The organism is Luteitalea sp., assembly GCF_022842525.1.
Classification (GTDB): domain Bacteria; phylum Acidobacteriota; class Vicinamibacteria; order Vicinamibacterales; family Vicinamibacteraceae; genus Luteitalea.
Genome location: NZ_JALHPM010000068.1, coordinates 1 through 19,152, shown reverse-complemented (window position 1 = coordinate 19,152; position 19,152 = coordinate 1). Strand labels below are relative to the sequence as shown.

Here is a 19,152-nt window from a genome sequence, read left to right as displayed (position 1 = left end):
GATCATCGACGCGCGGCGGGCCTCCGACGACGGGTGGCCGTGCGACCACGCTTGATCAGCGCGATCAGGCGATCGACCGCTTCGGCGACGAACGCGGGATCCTCGGCGTGCAACGGCCGCTCCACCACCTCGATCGTCGACGGCACGGCGGCTTTCAGTGCCGTGAAGTAGGCCTTGTCGTCCTTCGGGTTGTTCATCGGCCCACCGGGCATCGCGTAGCTGCCGGTGCCGAGCTGCGGGATCATCAGCACCGCGTTGCCGCGCGTGGACTGCAGGCGCCTGCCGACCTCGCGCGCCACCATCTTCAGTTCCCTGACGTTCAGGCGCGGTGCCAGCACGACTTCGTTGTGCCAGACGTGCGCGTGGTCCTTCCAGCGATCGGGCAGCTGGTGCGGCACCGATACGAGGATGCCGAGGTGTTCCGATCCGCCCGGGCACAACACCTGGGGCAAGCCCAGCGCGCCCGCCACCGTCAGGCGCTCGGCCCCTCCGGCCCGCAGTCCGTGGAACAGCTCGTCGCTGATCTCGCCCATCGCGTAGTCGAAGACGGCGCCGATGATGCCCTGCTTCATCATCAGCTCCATGGCGCGCCCGCCCGTCCCGACCGCGTGGAACACGATCGACTCGTAGCCGCGCTGGCGAAACAGCTCGATCGCCAGCAGCGTGCCGCGCGTCAGCACGCCGAGGTTCGAGATGCCGATCAGCGGCTTGCTGCCCCGCGCCCGCGTCTGCAGCGCGACCGTGACCTGGGCCATGCCGTGCGCCGCACCCGCGGCGTTGGCCAGCACCTTCCGCATGAACTGGTTGAGGCCGATGATGTCGCCGACCGAGAACATCATCGTGATGTCCGAGATGCCGACGTACGACGACGTATCGCCCGACGCGACGGTGGACACCATCACCTTGGGCAGCCCGTAGGGCAGGGCCCGCATCACGGCCGTACACGCCGCGGTGCCCTGCAACCCACCGAGGCCGATGACGCCGTGGACCTCCCCCTTGCCGATGCGCTGCAGGAGCACCTTGGTGGCCCCAGCCGACATCACCGGCTGCGAGGCCTCGCGCGACTTGCCGGCCTTGAGCGCGGCCAGGGCGGTGCCGCCGGCGCGCGCGACCTGGGCACGCGTCACGTCGGCACGCGTCGCCGGCGTGTTCATCACGCCGATGTCGACCAGCAACGCGCGGCTGCCGAGCGCCTCGAGCTGCTCGCGCAGGAACTCGGCTTCCTCACCCTTGGTGTCCAGCGTCGCGAGAACGGCGATGACTTTCGTGGGCATCTCGGCTCCCCTCAGCGATTGTCGGGAAAGCGCAGCGCCTGGAACTCCTTCGCGGCGGCCGACACGGCGCGCTCGATGGGCAGGCGCTCGGTCGACGACCCGGTCCAGAAGCCCTCGCAGGACGTGTGATCGAGGATGTACTGCGCATCGGCCGGCGATTCCATCGCCGCGCCATGCGCCACGAGGATGATGTCCTTCTTGAGCGCGCGCAGCTTCTGGTTGGCATCCTCGGTCCGCCGCGCCGTCTCCTCGATGGTCTCGCCCGAGTCGTAGCCGCGCAGCCCACCCTTGGTGGTGCCGGCGTGGAAACAGAAGATGTCGGGCTGCGCTTCCTCGACCATCCGGATGCTGTCTTCCTCGTCGAAGGCGAGGCCGATGGTCACCATGTCCATCTCCCGCCCGAGCTTGAGCAGGTCGATCTCGTTCTGCAGCGTGATGCCGGCGCTCGTCAGCACCTTGCGAATCTCGCTGCCCTTGTCCACGTAGGAGATCGACGGCCCGATGTTGGACACCGACTGGACGCCCATCCGCAGGCAGTCGTCGAGCACCATGCGCATGTCCTTCAGCGGGTCGTTGGCATTGAGGCAGGCGCAGATGAAGGCATCGCCCTTGATGGCGGGCATGATGTCCTCCCGCGTGTAGTCCAGCGTCTGCTTGTTCGAGTCGAGGATCGGCCACAGCATCGACATCGTGCCCATGCCGTTGGCGCGCAGCCGTGCGCCCGAGAAGGTGTTGATGCAGTCCACACCCGCGGCCTCGAGCAGCTTGGCCACCAGGCCGCTGCCGGCGCTGGCGATGTGGATCGGCAGGCGCTGGGCCACCTTGGCCTGCAGCTTCGTCAGAATCGCGGTGCGGGACGTTCTCGGGACGATCACGGGGTTCCTCCGGGGAATCGGGAGTCGGGAGTCGGGAGTCGGGAGTCGGGAATCGGGCGACCGGCTCCACCGGGGAGCGGGCGGACGCCTCCGAGTCGGCGGCGATTCTATGCGATGGCGGGCCGCGACCGGCGGCGATCAGCCCTGGGCATCCATTTGGTCCGCCACAGAGGTGACTTCCCTGGAGCGCATCATCACAAAGTCCATCCGCACGAGGATTCGAGGCGTTCATGCCTATGGCACAGCCCTTGCTCTTCTTTGGGGTGCTCCCCCCAGGAGTCGTGTGGTGATGTTGAAGAATGTCGTGCTCGCCGTGATCGTCGCTGCTTCGTGTGCCTCAGGAACCGCGGAGGCCGCCAACCTCGTGCTCAACGGCAGTTTCGAAGACGGGCTGACAGGCTGGACCAAGACCAATGCCCCGGCCAGCTACCCTGTGACGACGATTCTGTATGGCGCCGCGCAGCCCTATCCGGTCGGCGCCTTCGGCGAGGCCATTCCGCAGCAGAACGCCCCCACCAACTCGCCCGACGCCGCGGGCCTGCGGGCGGCCTACTTCGTCTCCGACTTCTCGAACGTGGAGACGCTGTCGCAGTCGATCTTCCTCAATCCCGGCGTCTATCAGATTGGCTTCAGCACCTACGCGCCGCGCAACGGCTACGCCAACGCCGGGGACGCCGTCTTCGTCGGCAGCATCGCGGGCGTCGATCTGGCCAGCTACAACGTGTCGACCGGGCCGGTCGCCCTGTGGCAGACGTACGCCGGCGCCACGACGATCACCACCGCCGGCAACTACCTCGTGTCGTTCAGCTTCCTGACCAACCGCTCGCCGTCCAAGGACATCGTGATCGACCAGGTCTACGTCATCGAGGGCAATCCGTCGGTCCCCGAGCCCACCAGCCTTGTCCTGCTCGGCAGCGCGCTGCTCGGCGCCGGCGTCCTCCGTCGCCGCCGACGCTAGCCGCTCCGCGGGTCGCTATCTGCCGAGCGCACGGCCAGGACGTGCGCTCGTCACCTGCCCCTCGCGCCAGACGGGTTCGCCGTTGACCCAGACCAGACGCACGCCCTCGGCCAGTGCGCGTGGCACCTCGAAGGTCGACCGGTCGACAATCGTGGCCGGGTCGAACAGCACGAGGTCTGCCTTCGCACCGACGACGATGCGGCCCCGGTCGGCCAGCCCGAGACGGGCCGCGGGCAGCGACGTCATCTTCCGGATGGCCTCGGGCAGCGACAGCCATGGCTGCTCGCGCACGAAGCGGCCCAGCACCCGCGGGAACGTGCCGGCGCCGCGTGGGTGGTTGTTGCCGACGCCGCCGTCACTGGCCACCATCACCCACGGCTGCCGATAGAACGCCTCGAGGTCCGGCTCCGACATCGTGTGCCCGATGATGCCGACCTCGTCCTCGGCGATGCGGATGAAGAAGTCGACCTCGCCGAGGCCTTCGGCGGCGGCGGCCTCGCTCAGACGCTTGCCCTGATACTGCGGGTAGCGCGGCAAGCGCGTGAACTGGATGTTCCTGCCCCCACCGACGTCGTCGAGGGCTTCCTTGACGCTGGCCGGGTCCGTGTACCGCTTGTTCGGCACCAGCACCTTGAGATTGGACTGCCACGCCAGGTACGGATAGGCGTCCGCCGTCACGTCGACGCCGCGGGCCCGGGCGGCCTCGACCAGCGCCACCACCTCGCGGGCCTTGCCCCAGACGCCGATCGTGCCGAGCTTGACGTGGGTGATCTGCGCGGGGATGCGGGCGCGCTCGCCGATCGCGATCGTCTCCTTCACGGCGTCCATGACCACGTCGGCCTCGTCGCGAATGTGCGAGATGTACACCCCACGATGAGCCGCGGCCGCCTTCGCGAGCGCGACCACTTCGTCCGTCGTGGCGTAGCTGCCGACCACGTACTCGAGGCCTGACGACAGGCCGAAGGCGCCCTCGCGCATGCCCGTGTCCACGAGGGCGGCCATGCGGGCGACCTCGTCTTGCGTGGCCGGTCGGCGGTAGTCCTCCCCCATCACCTGCGTCCGGACGGTGGCGTGGCCGATGAGCGTGGCGACGTTCAGCGTCGCCGGACTCGCGCGCCGAGCCGCCAGGTAGGCGGCGATGGCTGGCGGTGAACTGCCGTCCGGGCCGACGAGCACCGTCGTGATGCCCTGGGCGATCTGGGTGGCCGCGGCACGGTCGGTGGCGATGCCATCGGTGGAGTGGTTGTGGACGTCGATGAAGCCGGGGGCGATGACGAGCCCCGCGCCATCCACGACGCGGTCGCCCGCCTGCGGGGCGTCACTCCCGATCGAGGCGATGGTGTCGCCGACGACCCGCACATTGGCCACTCGCAGCGGCGCGCCGGTCCCGTCGGCCACCTGTGCGCCCGTGATCATCCAGGCTGCGGACTCCTGCGCCGCACCCGTCACCAGTGCGCCGAGCCCCGCCCAGCCCACCATGGCGAGCGCCGTCGCCAGGCCGTACCGGTTCGTCCAGTGCATGGCTCGGTAGTGTACCCGTGCCGCTTCGAGCCGATGGTCTACAGGGTCAGCACCACCCCGAGGGCCATCGCCATGGCGACCAGCGCGCCACCCGCGATCATCCGGAACGTGGTGTCGCCGAAGACGACGGCCATCGCGGTCTTCATGCAGGTGTTGGCCAGGACGCCGATCGCAATCGCCCGCGCGGCCGTCTCGAGCGAGATCGCCTGCGCGACGTCACGCGCCATCGACAGGGTCAGGGCGTCGACGTCGGTCAGCCCCAGGACCGCCGCACTGGCGTAGACCCCGGCCGAGCCCTGGGTGATGCGCGCGAGGTGCACCAGCATCAGCACGCCCTGGAACAGCACCGCCATCTGCAGGGCCGACCGCAGTTGCAGCGGATTGGCCTCGTCGGAGGTCGCGGGCCCGGCCGCATCCCGGCGGGCCGCGAGGACACCGACGAGGGCGATGCCGAGCGCGACCAGCGCTGGTGCCGCCAGGTAGCGTGCGAGCACGGGCACGAGCGGCGCATTGAGCACCGCGGTCACCGTCAGCACACGCGGATAGAGGACGGCGTTGGCCGCGACCGCGCCGAACGCCAGGGGCCGCGCCAGCGATGGCTCTGCGCGACTCAGCCGACTGAAGGTCCACGTGACGTTGGTGGACGACAACAGCCCGCCCGCGAGTCCACTGAACAAATAGCCCTGCCCGGGGCCCACGCCCTTGCGCAGGAGGTGCCCGAGAAAGCTGAGCCCCGAGAAGAACAGGACCAGCGCCCACAGCTCGCGAGGACGCACGCCGCCCAGCGGCCCGAACGGCCCCTGCGGAAGCAGTGGCAGCACGACCAGCGCCATCACCCCGAACCTGGCCGCGGCGCGCAGGTCGCGGTCGGCGATACGCGCGACCCACCCGTGCAGCCGTGACTTCTCGACGAGCAGCACGCTGGTCACGGCGACGATGCCGCTCGCGATCTGCACCTGGCCGATCCCGGCCAGCACGCCGGCCGCCAGCACCACGAGGGCCGCGACCTCCGTCGTGGCATCGATGTCGGCGTGGCTCGCCCGCACGTAGGCAGCGACCACGACGCCGACACCACCGACCACCAGGACGACGGCCAGCCATGTCACGCCGAGCGTCCAGAGCCAGCCGGCCACACCGGCCATCAGCCCCAGCAGGGTGAAGGTGCGGATGCCGCCGAGGCGCGCCTGCGGGCCGTCGGCGTGCCCCGACCATTGCCGCTCGACGCCGATCGCCGCGCCGCCCAGCGCCGCGATGACCAGACCGACCAGGTAGGCGGGCACCATGGGCGCATTCTCACAGAAAATCCCGCCGGCGGCCGGATGAGTATGATGACGTCGAGCCACTCATGCGTCCTTCCAGAAAGACAAAGACGGCCACGTGGGAGGCACCCGCCAACGCGGATCTCCTCAGGCGACGGGCAGGGTCCACGGACTCGCCCTGGACACGACTCCTCGCGCCGCTGCGATGGCCGCCGTTGCGACGGCTCGCGGTGCGGGTGCTGTTCCTGCTTGTCGCCGCCGCGCTGCTATTCGGGCTGGCGACGTACAACACCGGTGGCATCGACGCCATGGCGTCGACGCTGCTCCGCAAGGAGATCCGCAATGAACTCCCCGGCAGCGCCACGATTCGGCGCGGCGCCATCGAGGTCGTCGCACGTCGCCCGCCCAGTCCCGACGTCCTGAAGCATCTTGTGCGCATGGCGCACGTGCTCGAGCCAGACGACCCGCTCTGGAGCCCGGTGGTACACGCCCTCGGGTCGATGGTCGGACAACCGGTCTCGGACGACGCGCCGCTGCTCGAAACGCTGTCGAGCCTCGACAGGGCCACGGCTCGCGCCCTCGACATGGCGATCGAGGGTCTCGGTGCCCTGGCGTGGGTCGACATGGACCAGTTCTCGACGGACTCGGTCGATGAGGTCGCGAGCGCCGACGCGTCAGTGGGCGCGCACCGATTCAATTCCATGAGACCGCCCGACGGCCTGCCCACGAGCGAGTGGTACCTCGACGAACTCCTGCCGGCCTTCGGCGACGCCCGTCCCGTGGCCTTCGTGCTGGTGGCCGACAGCACGGGTGACGCCTGGCGCCCGATGGCATTTGCGCCTGATCAGGTGCCGGCCGGCGCGAGACCCATCCGGGCGGCGACGGTCGGCGAGGCCCTGCGGGTCGGGCTCTGGGGTCTCGAAGACTACCGTCCGCCGACCCCTGGTGCGGATGTGGACACGTGGTGGCGGGCACTGGCGGCGCGCCGAGGCCTGCCCGCGTTCGATCAGCCCGTCGCTTCCCGCTGATGACCTGCCAGCGGTCACGTCAGGGCGTCGCTGCTGGCGCGCATGGCGCACCGTAGCCCCTGACTCGTCGTCCAGCACGAGGACCGAACAGGTGCCTGCCGGGCAAGGGCCTCATTGCGGAGGCAGCGGCGATGCGTCGGTCACTTCCGCCCACGCCTGTGCAATCACCGGCCTGACCACCGCCGCCATGCGATCGTAGGCCGCTGGCAGGTAGTGCAATCGATCGGGCCGGTACAACTCCAGACTCGGCTCGCCGGGCGCGGTCTCGAGCGCGGGATGCAGGTCGATGTAGCCGCGCCCCGGCGTCCGCGCGGTGTAGGCGCGCACGCGCGCGTTGGCCGCCTCCACCACGTCCCAGCGGTCCCGCTTCTGGGGAGCCTTGATGATCGAGGCGAAGTACACGCGCGTGCCGGGCAGCGCGACCCGCACGCGCTCGGAGAACGTCTCGTAATTGCCCGCGATCGTCTCGGCGGTCTCGTTGGCGTTCACGTCGTTGCTGCCGCAGTAGTAGACGATCACGCGCGGCCGGGACGGCAGCACGATCCGGTCCAGGTAATGCAGTTGCTCAGCGGTGCGCGACCCGCCGAACGCGCGGTTGACCACCGGCAGCGGTGCCATGTGCGCGTGCAGGTCGGCCCACTGCCGGAAGATGCTGCTCCCCACGAACAGGATGCCACCCTGCGGCGGTGGTGACGTGCGGTCGGCCTGCTCGAACGCCACGACGTCCTTCTCGAAGCGGGAAAGATCGAGGGGGGCTGGCGCGGTGGCTGGCGCAGGCGGCGCTGCGGCGACCTGGCCGCGCACGAGCGCCGGGCCATCCCACGTGGCGAGGCAGGCACAACCGATCAGCAGGTTCCGGGCGGCGACGAGCCGTCGGCGGGTTGGCGCAGGTGGTCGAGTCATGGAGGCGAAGGCATTATTGCCCGCGGTCACGTCAGGGCGTCGCTGCTGGCGCGCCTGGCGCACCGTACCCCCTGGACTCGTCGTCCAGCACGAGGACCCAGTCGATCATCTCGCCGGCATCGGGTGGCGTGAAGGTGCGTTCGCCGCTGTTGGGGAACGTGCCGATGATGGTCGCCTCACCAGTCCGCGGGTTGAACCACCACGCCTTCACCCGAGCCCCGGTGATGACCGACATCCGCACGCGGAATGGGCGCCCCACCGGCGCATACACCATGGCGTAGGTGCCGGCGGTGTCTCGCGTGGCCGTGAAGTGGTAGCGGCCCGTACCGGGCATCGCGGTGGGGACGCGGCTTTCGACGAGCACGCCGTCGTCGGGCACGCGCGTCAGAAACGGTCGCGACTCCATCAGGGCGCGACCATGCTGCATCTGCGCGGCGCCTGGCTGCTCGATCGCCTCGTGCCATGGCATCAGTGGGGCGTTGACCGGATCGCGGCCCGGCGTCCACATCTGCCAGACGGAGTGGTGGCCATAGGTGTGGCCGAAGGCGCCGGTGAAGAGGTTCCAGTAGAGCGGCCGGCGCACGTCACTGGCCATGGAGTGGCCCAACTGCTTGGCGTTGAACGCGACGGGATGATCTTCGTAGATCGGCTCACCGTCGAGCACGGGTTTGGTCGGTGTCCGGTCGTAGTCCACACGCGTCTTGTCGTAGTGCCCGGTGAAGTCGGGCGTGTGCCCGTTCTGGCGCATGTTGACGTCGAGCCAGTCGGCGTCGTGAAACCACTCGGCGGATCCATGACCGCCATTGGGATGGAAGGTGATGAGGTGCGCCCCGCCATCGCCGGCACGCAACCCACGCGCGGTGGCGGCGACGATGGCGCGATGGGCGTCGGATTCGATCGGTCGATCGCCACCGACGATCCAGATCACGCCGGCGTCCTTGTAGCGGGTCCCCAGCCAGCGCCCGTACGCCTCGGCGTTCTCGGGCGTGAAGATCTCGGGCCCGACACCCCACTTCTTGTTCCACTTGTCGCCCCACGTCGGCAGCAGGCCCACGTAGAGGCCGAGGCTGTTGGCCTTGCGGACGATCCAGTCGACGTGCGTGAAGTACGCCTCGTTCGGCCGGGTGGGATCGTCGTCGACGAGCGGTCGCTCGCCGTACGCGTTGGGCGCGTGAAGGCCATCGAGTTCGGCGAGGGCCACGGCCTGAATCACCGTGAAACGACGCTCGGCCCGATTGCGGAGGTACCGCTCGGCGTCTTCACGACTGAGTCGATGGAAGAGCTCCCAGGCCGTGTCGCCGAGCCAGAAGAACGGCGTGCCGTCGGCCTGGACGAGGAAGCGTTTGTTCTCGGAGACCGCCAGTCTCGGCAGCGACTGGGCCGCGACCGGCGCGGACATCGCCGCGCTCACGCAGGCGAGTCCGAGCGCGAGCCACACCGCACCGACCATCCTGTGACGCATGGGAGAAGGCTACGCCAGGGTGCCCCGGCGGGTACACTCGAATCATGGCGCCATGGCACGCGTGAGGGCCGTCCTGGCCGGCTTGATGGCGGCGGCGAGCCTTGCGGCGACGTCGGCCGAGGCGGGCGCCCAGCAACAGACCGGTGTGCTGCACGTCACCGTGCGGGTGGGCCCGGCCGGCGGGGCGGCCACGGCAGGGGGACGCCATGTGCTGCTCGTCAGCGACAATCCCCCGAGCCGAAGTCCGTGGCGCATCGTCACGGCGCCGGACGGCACCGGCAAGGTGACGCTGCCACCGGGCAACTACACCGTCGAGTCCGACGCTCCGCTGATCTTCGAGGGACGGACCTACGAGTGGCGAGAGATCATCGACGTGCCGGCTGGCGGCACGCCGCTCCTCGAGCTCACGGCCGCCAACGCCGAGGTCGGTGAGGCGAGCCTCACGCCGGACACGCCAGGCGCGCCGCAGAAGACCGATCCGTGGGAGCTGCTCGTGCGCTGGCAGGACAGCCTCGTGGCGGTGTGGACGCCGACGACCCATGCGGCTGGCGTCGTCCTCTCGAGGACCGGACTCATCGCCACCACACAGCGCGTCGTCGCCGGCGACACGCGTCTGGATGTGCAGATCTCACCGGCGCTGAAGGTGGCCGCGCAGGTCCTTGCGGCCGACGAGGCGCGCAACGTCGCGATCCTCCGCATCGACCCGGCGTCCCTCGGCACCCGCGAGGCCGTGCCGATCACCTGCGAGGGCACGGCGCGCCCCGTGGTCGATCGTGGTCAGGCCATCTCGGCCATCGGCCTGCCGCTCCGGCGCCAGCCGACGACCACGACGGGCACCGTCATCCGCCTCGACGCCTCCACGCTCGGCACGGTCTTCGACCTGCCGCCCGACAGTTCGGGAGGGCCCGTCTTCGCGGCCGATGGTGCGTTCATCGGCCTCACCTCGGTGGCGGCGCTGATCGACGGCGCCGAGGATCCCGAGACGACCGTGGTGCGCGTCGACGCGATGTGCGACGTGCTCGCCGTCGCGAACACCACGGCCGCGACCGCAGCGCCGCCGACGGCCACGCTCCGTCCGGTCGAACCGACGGACGTCGTCACCGAGGATGCCCTGCGGGCCGCGGTGCAGCAACGTCGCGGCAGCCTGGAGCCACCGAGGGTGTCGTCCTCGAGCTTCGAGATCGACCTCATCTCGCCGGTCGTCGCGTTCGCGGGGATGCAGGCCTCGATGGATTTCGGGCAAGGGACGCGCTACGTCGCCGACCACCCGGGCGTGCTGCTCCTGCGCGTCGCGCCGAAGCTGTCGGAGAGCCTGTGGATGAAGGTCGCGCGGGGCGCTGCGCTGACCCAGGGGATCGCCCTGCCGCCGATCAAGCGCTACGAACCCGGCTTCGCGCGGATGCGCGTCCTGTGTGGCACGGCCGAGGTCGTGCCCATTCACCCATTCGTCGTGCAGCGTCGCGTCTCGGAGACCAGCGCCATCAGGGAGGGGCTCTACGTGCTCACTCCCGATGCACTCGGGCCGCACTGCGGCGCGGTGACCCTCGAGGTGTTCTCGGAGAAGGCACCGGACACCCGTGAGTCCGTCAGCCTCGACGCAACGCTGCTGCAGCGCCTGTGGGACGAACTGGCGCCGTATCGCCGACAGCCGCCCCCGGATCGCTGAGGCGGCATCACCGCCCCTTGAGGGCGTCGCGCAGCTTGTCGCCGAGCGATCCGAACCCGGCCACCTGCGTGACGGTGGCGCGGGCCGTGGCCGCGGCCTGGTCGGCGGCCTCTTCGGCCAGCCCGGCAGCCGTCGTGCCGTCCGGCATCAGCGTCACCCCGATGCGCTTCTTGTCGGGGTCGACACTGAGGATCTGGAAGACGCCGGTCATGCCGGCCTTGATGGTGCGGCGCCACGCATCGCGCTGCCCGGATGCCGGAAAGGTGGAGGCGTGCGCCAGACCTTCCACGCCGGGCTCGAGTTCGACGAAGGCGCCGAACTCCGCCAGCCGCGTCACACGTCCCGGCCGCACCTGGCCGACCTCGTACGCCGAGGCCACCTTCGTCCAGGGATCTTCGGCCAACTGCTTGAGGCCGAGGGCGATCTTCTGCGTCGCTTCGTCCACGCGCAGCACTTTCACGGTGATCTCGTCACCGGCCTTGAGCGCCTCGGACGCGTCGGCCACCCGCGACCAGCCGATCTCGGAGACGTGGACGAGCCCCTGGACGCCACCGCCGAGATCCACGAACGCCCCGAACGCCGGCACCGACACCACCCGTCCCGTCAGGATGGCTCCCGGCACCACCGTGCGACGGACCTCTTCGGCGCGCGCCTGCTGCTCCTCATCGAGGATCACGCGGCGCGACACGACGATGCTGCGGCCGCCGTCCTTGAACTCGGTGATGCGGAAGGTGTAGGTCTGCCCGACGTGCACCTCGGGGGTCTCGGTGCGGAAGAGATCGATCTGCGAGAACGGGCAGAAAGCGCGACTGCGCGCGATCTTCACCTCGTAACCGCCCTTGATCACGGCCGTCACGCTGCCTTCGACGGGCAGCCGCGACAGGTAGGCGTCTTCGACCTCCTTGTCGGTGGCGGCCTTGCGAGCGAGCTTGCGCGACAGCTTCAGGCCGCCGACCGTGTCGACCACGACGGCCTGGATGCGGTCCCCCACCGCCACTTCGAGCACCCCGTCGTCGTCCTTCAGCTCGGCGACGTCGAGCACGGCTTCGCTCTTGCTGCCGACGTCGATGAGCGCGACCTCGGCGCCGATGCCGACGATGGTGCCTTCGACGGGCTGGCCCTTCTTGAGGGAGGTGGCGCGGGTCGAGGCCTCGAACAGCGCCGCGAAATCGTCTTCGGGATGGAAATCGTCCGGCTCGGTCATACGACCGTCAAGCGTACCGCAAGCCGGGGACACGCGGAGGACGGTGGTAGCCTCAGGCGCATGAACGTGCTCCCGTCACGGGGACATCGCCGGGGATCGGACGCGCGCGGGCCAGGTCCTGACGCGACGCCGACGCCTGCGACGTCCGTGGTGACGCCGCCCCTCAAGTGGGCCGGGGGCAAGCGCTGGCAGTTGCCCATCCTGCAGCCGCTCTGGGCGCCGCATCGCCAGCGGCGCCTGGTCGAGCCGTTCTGTGGGGGGCTGGCGGTGCCGCTCGGGCTCCGTCCCGCCCGGGCGCTCCTGAACGACATCAATCCGCACCTGGTCAACTTCTACCAGTGGCTGCAGCGCGGTCTGCGCATCGACGTGCCGCTCGAGAACGACCACGACCTCTACTACGCCCACCGCACGCGCTTCAACGCCCTGCTCGAGGCGGGTGGGGCCGACACGGCCGAGGCGGCCTCGCTGTTCTATTTCCTGAATCGGACCGGGTACAACGGCCTGTGCCGGTTCAATCGACGGAATCAGTTCAACGTCCCGTTCGGGCGCTACCGGACCATTCCCTACCAGGCCGACCTCGGGACCTACCGCGACGTGGTGCAAGGCTGGACCTTCAGGTGCGGCGACTTCGACACGCTGCCCATCGCCCCGGACGACTTCATCTACGCCGACCCGCCCTACGACGTGGAGTTCCGGCAGTACGCGGCCCTGGGCTTCAGCTGGGACGATCAGGTCCGCGCGGCCGAGTTCCTGGCGCGGCACCCGGGGCCCGTGGTGCTGGCCAATCAGGCGACGCCCCGGATCCTCGCCCTGTACGGCGACCTCGGCTATCGCCTCCGGGTACTGGACGCGCCACGACGAATCAGTTGCGACGGCAATCGCACGCCGGCGCGCGAAGTGCTGGCCACGCGCCACCTCTAGTCGTCGCGGACAGGGCGCCCCGCCGCCAGGGCGTCGTACTGCGCCGGGGTGTCCACGTCGGTGAGCACGCCGGGATCGTCGACGTCGACGTCCCGCACGCGTCCGTCGAGGGCGAGGGCGCGCATGACCAGGCGGGCCCCCTGCGACGGGTCGGCGGCCTCGAGAAGAGGCAGGACCTCTCGGCGCCACACGACGGGATGGCCGTGGCGGTCCCCATGCCGCGGCCGCACGGCCAGGACGTGCCCTGCACGGGTGGCGTCGGCGATGGCGCGCACGGTGTCGACCCGCACGCCCGGGACGTCGACCAGCGTCGACATCACCCACGCGCCGTCGGTCTGCGCGAACGCCCAGCGCAGCCCGTGCAGGAGTGACGCGAGTTGCCCCTCGTCGTGACGCGGGTTGTAGAGGACCTGCACCGGCTCGTCGGCGAGCGTTGAGGTGATCAGGTCGTGATGGGCTCCCGTGACCACGCCGACGCAGGTGGCGCCGGCATTGCGTAACGTGTCCGTCACATGTGTGACGAACGAGCGGGTCGAGCCGGGCCACTGCAGCAGAGCTTTGGGTCGCCCCATTCGCATCGAGCGGCCGCCCGCAAGGACGATCACTGGCATAGCCGGGAACGGAGCTTGCCCCATTAGCGTCCAAACTATATCGTCAGGGGCAGAGAGAGGCGCGAGCCTCATGCGGGCGGGTAGCCATGGGGCCCGCGAGGGCAGCGCGACCAGTGCCCGCATGCTGTCTCGGACACGCCGGAAGAATCGATTGGATCGTACTGTACGCGCCAGTCTTCCGGCCAGCCACCCTCGCATGTGCTGCCCACAGCCACGCGGGGCCTCTCGCCGCACGATGCGGCACAGAGGACATCGGAGGTTACGGTATGCCGTCGGGAACAATCGCTCGCCTTCTCATCGACAAGGGCTTTGGCTTCATCCGTGATGAAACGGGCGTTGAACATTTCTTCCATCGCAGCGCCGTCCGCGGCGCCGTGTTCGAGCTGCTTCGCGAAGGACAGCGCGTCGAATTCAACGCGGAGGACTCCGGCAAGGGTCCGCGCGCTGGAGACGTGAGGCTGCTCGACGCGTAAGGACGCGCGCCGAGGCGCGTCACGTCATGCAGAAAGGGCCGGCATCATCGCGATGCCGGCCCTTTCTCTTTGGTCGCGTCGGCACCGCTCGGCGCCTGAACGTGGCGGAAGCCCCTGGGAGTCGAACCCAGCCATCCCGCATGACGGGACACCACCGGTTTTGAAGACCGGGAGGGCCACCGGGCCCCATTGGCTTCCATGTGAACGCTTCCCAAGGGACAAGGGACGAGGGGACAAGTCACAAGGGGGGCGAGGGACAAGGGACAAGGCCCTCACTCAGGGACAAGGGACAAGAATACAGGTCGCCTCGTCCGTCCTCGCGCCTGGACCTTTGCCGTCCTCGCCCCGGGTCCCGTGCAGTCCTCGCCCCAGGTCCCGTGCCGTCCTTGTCCCTATGTCCCTTGCCGTCCTTGTCCCTTGTGACTTGCCCCCCTTGTGACTCTTCTCCTTGTCCCTCGTCACTTGTTCTGAAACACCCGCATGACCTCCTCGACGTCGCTCAGGTCGTGGAACACGACGTCGGCGCCGGCGTCGAGCAGGGCCTGGCGGTCGAAGTTGCCGGTCGTGACGCACACCGACCGCGCCTGACCGACGCGCGCGACTTCGGCGTCGTTGGGCGTGTCGCCGATGATGACTACGTCGGCCGGGGCGATGTCATCACCCGTGCGTTCGCGGTAACGCGCCAGCGCCACCGGCAGCAGGTCGTTGCGGTGCACGGCGTCCTCGCCCCACGCGCCCCACGCGAAGTGGCGCCACAGGTCGAAGTAGCCGAGCTTGATCTGCGCCGTCTGCGAGAAGTTCCCCGTCAGCAGCGCGACGTGATACGCCGGGTCGTCGGCCAGGCGCGTGAGCAGTTCGCGCACGCCGGGCAGCACGCCCGGGCCGCCGTTGACCCGCTCGATCTCGGCCTGCAGCAGCCCCATGTAGTTGTCGCGGATGGCGTCGCGCAGGTCGTCGGTCAGTTCGCGGCCATCGATCGCCGCGACCGCATCCCGCAGGATGATGCTGTCGGTGCGACCGGCCACGGGAATGCCCTCGAGGGCGCGCTCCACCCCCAGCGTCACTTCGACGGCCTTCTTGATGGCGCGATACCCCGCGCCCCCTGTGGTGATGAGCGTGCCGTCGATGTCGAACAGAAGCAGCGTGGGCATCAGGACAGGGCCATGGGATTCAACGCACCCGTGCCCGGGTGCAACTGGAGGTGCCGCGTGGCGACGCGGCGCGCGAACTCGCGATCCTGGCTGACGGCGACCAGCGTGAAGCCACGTGCGTCGGCCACGCGGCGCACGTCGTCGGCGAAGGCGGCCCGATCCTGGGCCTCGAGCGCGGCGGTCGGGTGTTCCATCAGCACCAGTTGCGGCGACAGCGCCAGGGCGCGCGCCAGGTGGATGCGCATGCGCAGGGGCACCGGCAACGCGTGGGCCAGAGTGTCGAGCCACTGGGCGTCGATCCCCGCCTCCGCGGCCAGCGCATCGACCTCCGGCCGCAGGGCATCGGGCACCGGGTCGATCTCGATCGTGAGCGGCAGCGCGACGTTCTGTCGCACGGTCATGCCCTCGAGCAGCACCGCACGCGCCGTCACGACGCCGAAGTGATCGAGGGCGGCGAGCCAGGCCTCGCCATCGGTGATCTCGTGGGTGGCCTGGCCGAAGACGCGGACCTCACCTTGATCGGGCAGGGTGGCGCCGTTGATCAGGTTGGTGACGACCTCGGCGCCGATGACATCGATACCGCCGAGCACGACGCGGTCGCCGGCCGAGACCTGCAGGTCGAGCAGGCGCAGGGGTCGCAGGCCGCGGTAGTCCTTCACCACGCCGGTGCAGTGCACCACGGGCACCGCGTCGGTCACGCGGTCGCCCCGGCCTTGCCCTTGTCCCTGCGGGTGAGGATCCGGTACTCGCGGATCAGCAGTTCGAGGTGCTCGCGCTCCTCGTCGGCGAACTCGAGGAAGATGCGCTTGCCCTCGGAGTCCTCGAACTTCTCGCCGTACTTCTTGAAGAACTTGTGCGACCCGCGCTCGCACCGGATGCCGATCATCAGGGCATCCTTGTCACTGGTCACGCCACGCAGCGCGTCGACGCCGGCCGAGAACAGCCCGTTGGCCGCGCCCCGGAAGAACAGGAACTGCGGCTGGGCCTCGAGGTCGGGTTCCTCCGCGATCAGTTGCGCGTAGCGCTTCTCCAGCCGATCGAGGTGATCGTCCTCGTCGGTCGAGAGGCGCTCGAAGATCGACCGCGCCCGTGCGTCGCTGGTCATCGCCGATGCACGCTGGTAGAACTCGCGGCCCGAGCGCTCCGTGGCGATGGCGATGCGCAGGGCATCGCGTGCGAACAGCGACTCGGTCGACGCCAGCCGCGTCGTCGCCGGCTGGCCGGTCGTACAGGCCTCGCACGTGCCGTAGAGCTGCACCACCGCCTGGCTGACGGCGAAGCGGCGCGCCTCGGCCACCTCCTCGATCATCTGCTCGATGTCCGAGCTGAGGAACTCCATCTGCTGGTTGCACGACTTGCAGATGAGGTGGAAGTGGCGCGGATGCCGGTAGCTGTGCTCGAAGCGGAACCGGCCCTCGCCGAAGTCCACCTTGCGGGCAATGCCCGCAGCCTCCATCCATGCCAGCGTGCGATAGACGGTGGCCCGGCTGATCCGCTGGTCTTCCTTGCGGATCAGGTCGACGAGATCATCGGCGGTGAGATGCCCGTCCTGGCGCAGGAACACGTCGACGATGCGATCGCGTTTGCTGGATCGCTTGCTGCCCGCGGGACGCAGGCTGTCGACGTAGGCTGCAGTGGACGTCTCTGAAGACATGATGGTCGGCCCCCGACCGGGGCACGTAGCCTAGACCGCGAACGACGACCCGCACCCGCAGGTCGACTTGGCATTGGGGTTCTTGATGGTGAAGCCGCCGCCCGACAGGTTGTCGACGAAGTCCACCTCGGCGCCCTTGAGGTAGCGCACGCTGATGGGGTCGACGAACAGCTTGACGCCGTTGGACTCGACGATGCGATCCACATCCGCAGTGGGTTCGCCGTCTTCGATCATCAGCCCGTACTGGAAGCCGGAGCAGCCGCCACCCTGCACGAACACGCGCAGGCCGGCATTGGCCTTGCCCTCTTCGGACAGCAACTCGCTGATCTTTTCGGCGGCGATGGTGGTGACGTTGATCATGGCTATGCAGGACTCCTGAGGCCTTGGACGCCGACGCCCGGCCAGGCGCCCATGGCCTCGGGCGCCGAAGCCCTGAGGGCGAAAGCGGCTCATGGCAGTATAGCGACCGGTCCGATCCCCGGGCAACCGCCCGGACGGTCAGGCCTTGTGCGGCACGCGCCGCGTCCAACCAGCATGTCCGCCGATACGCGTCCCCTGTTCCTGGCCGGTACGCTGCGCCAGACGAGCACCTCGGTCGAGGTTCGCTCTCCCTATGACGGCGCCACGATCGCGCGCGTCTCCGCGGCGGGGCCTGCCGAGTACGAGGAGGCGGCGCGTGCCTGCACGGCCGCGGCCCCGGTGGTCGCGGCGCTGCCGCTCCATGAACGCGCCCGCATCCTTCGGGCGGTCAGCGGGGCCCTGCGGGATCAGCGGGAGGCGTTCGCCATCCGCCTCGTCCAGGAAGCCGGCAAGCCGCTGCGAGACGCCCGCACCGAGGTGGATCGCGCCGCGATGACCTTCGAGGTCGCGGCCGAGGAGGCACGACGGCTGCCCGGCGCGGGGGAGGTGATCCCGATGGACCTCGCCAGCCACGGCGAGGGCCGCATCGGCCTCACCCGCCGCGTCCCGATCGGGCCGATTGCCGCGATCGCGCCGTTCAACTTCCCCCTGAACCTCGTGGCGCACAAGCTGGCCCCCGCCCTGGCCGCGGGCAATCCTGTCGTCCTCAAGCCCGCCAGTCGCACTCCGCTCTCCGCCCTCGCTTTGGCCGACCTCATGCACGAGGCCGGCCTGCCGCCCGGTGCCCTCAGCGTCCTGCCGATGACACGGGAGACCGGCGACCTGCTGGTGCAGGACGACCGCTATCGCCTGCTCACCTTCACGGGCTCGGCCGAAGTGGGGTGGGCGCTCAAGGCGCGCGCCGGCCGCAAGAAGGTGGTGCTCGAGCTCGGCGGCAACGCGGCCGTGATCGTGGACGATGGGGCTGACCTGGAGGTGGCGGCCGCACGCGCCGCGACCGGCGGGTTCAGCTATGCCGGCCAGAGCTGCATCTCGGTGCAGCGGGTCTATGTGCACGCCAACGTCTGGAACGCCTGGCTGGCGGCGTTCCTGCCGCAGGTCGAGGCTCTCGTGGTCGGCGACCCGATGGACGAGCGGACGGCCGTGGGGCCGCTCATCACGCCCGGGGACGTCGATCGCATCGAGTCCTGGGTGCGGGAAGCCGTCGAGGGCGGAGCGACGGTGCTGTGTGGCGGCACCAGGCGTGCCGACCAACTCTTCCCGCCGACCGTCCTTACGGGCGTCGATCGCCAGGCCCGGGTGTGCGCCGAGGAGGCGTTCGCGCCGGTCGTGGTGGTGGAGCGTGTCGGCAGCATCGACGAGGCCCTCGAAGCCGTCAACGCCTCGGCCTTCGGCCTGCAGGCCGGGCTGTTCACGCCGCGGCTCGAGACGGCCCTGACGGCCTTCGACCGGCTGGAGGTCGGCGGGCTGCTCATCAACGACGTCCCGACCTATCGCATCGACCACATGCCGTACGGCGGCGTGAAGGACTCCGGCCTCGGACGCGAAGGCCCCCGCTACGCCATCGAGGACATGACGGAGCTCCGGCTGCTCGTCATCCGCCGATAGACGCGTCAGCACCAGGACACACGACGACATGACTCTCCGACTGGTTCACCTCGCCCCGCCCACGCTGCTGCTCGCCCTGACCCTCGCGTGCAGCCCGACGCCTGAGCCGCCGCCCGCCTCGACGGAGCCGGCCCCGCCGGCCGCAGGGACCGAGGCTCCCGTGACGCCAGTGCCCGAGCCTGCCACCGTCCCCGAACCCGAGGTGGCCCCGCCGGCCCCGGCCC

General features: G+C 69.7%; 18 protein-coding genes, 1 tRNA gene and 1 pseudogene. 7 read left to right on the top strand and 13 right to left on the bottom strand.

Features of this window, described 5'->3' with window-relative positions:
• Positions 1–2: 2 nt before the first annotated feature.
• Together Q0C41_RS14825 and Q0C41_RS14820 are read right to left on the bottom strand one after the other, a co-directional pair.
• Positions 3–1,274 (bottom strand): Tm-1-like ATP-binding domain-containing protein, encoded by a 1,272-nt coding sequence (locus tag Q0C41_RS14825; RefSeq protein ID WP_291984678.1) that lies wholly within the window; start codon positions 1,272–1,274, stop codon positions 3–5.
• 11 nt (positions 1,275–1,285) lie between these two features.
• On the bottom strand, positions 1,286–2,149 hold the full coding sequence (locus Q0C41_RS14820) for a phosphoenolpyruvate hydrolase family protein (protein WP_291984676.1): 864 nt from the start codon (positions 2,147–2,149) through the stop codon (positions 1,286–1,288).
• Between the two features lie 289 nt (positions 2,150–2,438).
• Between Q0C41_RS14820 and Q0C41_RS14815 the strand changes: the two genes are divergently transcribed.
• The gene (locus Q0C41_RS14815) at positions 2,439–3,107 is read left to right on the top strand and encodes a PEP-CTERM sorting domain-containing protein (RefSeq protein WP_291984674.1); all 669 of its coding nucleotides are present in this window, start codon (positions 2,439–2,441) and stop codon (positions 3,105–3,107) included.
• A gap of 15 nt (positions 3,108–3,122) precedes the next feature.
• On the opposite strand, the gene Q0C41_RS14810 is transcribed toward Q0C41_RS14815, so the two are convergent.
• Positions 3,123–4,628 (bottom strand): amidohydrolase family protein, encoded by a 1,506-nt coding sequence (locus Q0C41_RS14810; protein WP_291984672.1) that lies wholly within the window; start codon positions 4,626–4,628, stop codon positions 3,123–3,125.
• Positions 4,629–4,666: 38 nt separating this feature from the next.
• Positions 4,667–5,911 carry a DUF4010 domain-containing protein gene (locus tag Q0C41_RS14805; RefSeq protein WP_291984670.1) on the bottom strand — a complete coding sequence of 415 codons (1,245 nt, stop codon included), beginning with the start codon at positions 5,909–5,911 and terminating at the stop codon, positions 4,667–4,669.
• 62 nt (positions 5,912–5,973) lie between these two features.
• Here Q0C41_RS14805 and Q0C41_RS14800 point away from each other — a divergent pair, with 62 nt between their 5' ends.
• A complete protein-coding gene (locus Q0C41_RS14800) occupies positions 5,974–6,915 on the top strand; it encodes a hypothetical protein (RefSeq protein WP_291984668.1) in 942 nt (313 codons plus the stop codon).
• A 111-nt stretch (positions 6,916–7,026) separates the two neighbouring features.
• On the opposite strand, the gene Q0C41_RS14795 is transcribed toward Q0C41_RS14800, so the two are convergent.
• Positions 7,027–7,818 carry a GDSL-type esterase/lipase family protein gene (locus tag Q0C41_RS14795; protein ID WP_291984666.1) on the bottom strand — a complete coding sequence of 264 codons (792 nt, stop codon included), beginning with the start codon at positions 7,816–7,818 and terminating at the stop codon, positions 7,027–7,029.
• Between the two features lie 31 nt (positions 7,819–7,849).
• Positions 7,850–9,280 (bottom strand): glycoside hydrolase family 140 protein, encoded by a 1,431-nt coding sequence (locus Q0C41_RS14790; RefSeq protein WP_291984664.1) that lies wholly within the window; start codon positions 9,278–9,280, stop codon positions 7,850–7,852.
• Between the two features lie 52 nt (positions 9,281–9,332).
• Between Q0C41_RS14790 and Q0C41_RS14785 the strand changes: the two genes are divergently transcribed.
• Positions 9,333–10,946, top strand: a complete 1,614-nt coding sequence (locus tag Q0C41_RS14785) for a serine protease (RefSeq protein WP_291984662.1) — start codon at positions 9,333–9,335, stop codon at positions 10,944–10,946.
• A gap of 7 nt (positions 10,947–10,953) precedes the next feature.
• On the opposite strand, the gene Q0C41_RS14780 is transcribed toward Q0C41_RS14785, so the two are convergent.
• A complete protein-coding gene (locus tag Q0C41_RS14780; protein WP_291984660.1) occupies positions 10,954–12,150 on the bottom strand; it encodes a S1 RNA-binding domain-containing protein in 1,197 nt (398 codons plus the stop codon).
• 150 nt (positions 12,151–12,300) lie between these two features.
• On the opposite strand from Q0C41_RS14780, the gene Q0C41_RS14775 reads away from it, so the two are divergent.
• Positions 12,301–13,071, top strand: coding sequence for a Dam family site-specific DNA-(adenine-N6)-methyltransferase (locus Q0C41_RS14775; protein ID WP_291984658.1), 771 nt, complete (start codon positions 12,301–12,303; stop codon positions 13,069–13,071).
• Here the strand turns inward: Q0C41_RS14775 and Q0C41_RS14770 are convergent.
• Positions 13,068–13,682: a nucleotidyltransferase family protein gene (locus Q0C41_RS14770; protein ID WP_291984656.1), complete on the bottom strand. Its 615-nt coding sequence runs from the start codon at positions 13,680–13,682 to the stop codon at positions 13,068–13,070. The two genes, Q0C41_RS14775 and Q0C41_RS14770, sit on opposite strands and share 4 nt — an antisense overlap.
• A gap of 266 nt (positions 13,683–13,948) precedes the next feature.
• Here Q0C41_RS14770 and Q0C41_RS14765 point away from each other — a divergent pair, with 266 nt between their 5' ends.
• Positions 13,949–14,155 carry a cold-shock protein gene (locus Q0C41_RS14765; protein WP_110173977.1) on the top strand — a complete coding sequence of 69 codons (207 nt, stop codon included), beginning with the start codon at positions 13,949–13,951 and terminating at the stop codon, positions 14,153–14,155.
• Positions 14,156–14,257: 102 nt separating this feature from the next.
• Here Q0C41_RS14765 and Q0C41_RS14760 read toward each other — a convergent pair.
• From Q0C41_RS14760 to erpA, 5 genes are all read right to left on the bottom strand, one after another.
• Positions 14,258–14,353 (bottom strand) — tRNA-Sec (locus tag Q0C41_RS14760).
• A 260-nt stretch (positions 14,354–14,613) separates the two neighbouring features.
• Positions 14,614–15,306 (bottom strand): HAD family hydrolase, encoded by a 693-nt coding sequence (locus Q0C41_RS14755; protein WP_291984652.1) that lies wholly within the window; start codon positions 15,304–15,306, stop codon positions 14,614–14,616.
• Positions 15,306–16,004, bottom strand: a complete 699-nt coding sequence (locus Q0C41_RS14750) for an ATP-binding cassette domain-containing protein (protein WP_291984650.1) — start codon at positions 16,002–16,004, stop codon at positions 15,306–15,308. The genes Q0C41_RS14755 and Q0C41_RS14750 overlap by 1 nt, the downstream gene beginning before the upstream one ends.
• Complete coding sequence (locus Q0C41_RS14745) at positions 16,001–16,960, bottom strand: transcriptional repressor (RefSeq protein WP_291984648.1); 960 nt, start codon at positions 16,958–16,960, stop codon at positions 16,001–16,003. The genes Q0C41_RS14750 and Q0C41_RS14745 overlap by 4 nt, the downstream gene beginning before the upstream one ends.
• A gap of 30 nt (positions 16,961–16,990) precedes the next feature.
• Positions 16,991–17,320: an iron-sulfur cluster insertion protein ErpA gene (gene erpA / locus Q0C41_RS14740; protein WP_291984646.1), complete on the bottom strand. Its 330-nt coding sequence runs from the start codon at positions 17,318–17,320 to the stop codon at positions 16,991–16,993.
• 174 nt (positions 17,321–17,494) lie between these two features.
• On the opposite strand from erpA, the gene Q0C41_RS14735 reads away from it, so the two are divergent.
• Entirely contained in the window at positions 17,495–18,928 is a 1,434-nt protein-coding gene (locus Q0C41_RS14735; RefSeq protein ID WP_291984645.1) for an aldehyde dehydrogenase family protein, read from the top strand.
• Between the two features lie 28 nt (positions 18,929–18,956).
• A pseudogene (locus Q0C41_RS14730) lies at positions 18,957–19,152 on the top strand (hypothetical protein); the annotation flags it as partial.

Bases quoted from the DNA above. Each gene is read 5' to 3' on its own strand.
- Q0C41_RS14825 (WP_291984678.1), bottom strand. From the start codon at position 1,274: ATGCCCACGAAAGTCATCGCCGTTCTCGCGACGCTGGACACCAAGGGT.
- Q0C41_RS14815 (WP_291984674.1), top strand. From the start codon at position 2,439: ATGTTGAAGAATGTCGTGCTCGCCGTGATCGTCGCTGCTTCGTGTGCC.
- Q0C41_RS14810 (WP_291984672.1), bottom strand. From the start codon at position 4,628: ATGCACTGGACGAACCGGTACGGCCTGGCGACGGCGCTCGCCATGGTG.
- Q0C41_RS14805 (WP_291984670.1), bottom strand. From the start codon at position 5,911: ATGGTGCCCGCCTACCTGGTCGGTCTGGTCATCGCGGCGCTGGGCGGC.
- Q0C41_RS14800 (WP_291984668.1), top strand. From the start codon at position 5,974: ATGCGTCCTTCCAGAAAGACAAAGACGGCCACGTGGGAGGCACCCGCC.
- Q0C41_RS14795 (WP_291984666.1), bottom strand. From the start codon at position 7,818: ATGACTCGACCACCTGCGCCAACCCGCCGACGGCTCGTCGCCGCCCGG.
- Q0C41_RS14790 (WP_291984664.1), bottom strand. From the start codon at position 9,280: ATGCGTCACAGGATGGTCGGTGCGGTGTGGCTCGCGCTCGGACTCGCC.
- Q0C41_RS14785 (WP_291984662.1), top strand. From the start codon at position 9,333: ATGGCACGCGTGAGGGCCGTCCTGGCCGGCTTGATGGCGGCGGCGAGC.
- Q0C41_RS14780 (WP_291984660.1), bottom strand. From the start codon at position 12,150: ATGACCGAGCCGGACGATTTCCATCCCGAAGACGATTTCGCGGCGCTG.
- Q0C41_RS14770 (WP_291984656.1), bottom strand. From the start codon at position 13,682: ATGCCAGTGATCGTCCTTGCGGGCGGCCGCTCGATGCGAATGGGGCGA.
- Q0C41_RS14765 (WP_110173977.1), top strand. From the start codon at position 13,949: ATGCCGTCGGGAACAATCGCTCGCCTTCTCATCGACAAGGGCTTTGGC.
- Q0C41_RS14755 (WP_291984652.1), bottom strand. From the start codon at position 15,306: ATGCCCACGCTGCTTCTGTTCGACATCGACGGCACGCTCATCACCACA.
- Q0C41_RS14745 (WP_291984648.1), bottom strand. From the start codon at position 16,960: ATGTCTTCAGAGACGTCCACTGCAGCCTACGTCGACAGCCTGCGTCCC.
- erpA (WP_291984646.1), bottom strand. From the start codon at position 17,320: ATGATCAACGTCACCACCATCGCCGCCGAAAAGATCAGCGAGTTGCTG.
- Q0C41_RS14735 (WP_291984645.1), top strand. From the start codon at position 17,495: ATGTCCGCCGATACGCGTCCCCTGTTCCTGGCCGGTACGCTGCGCCAG.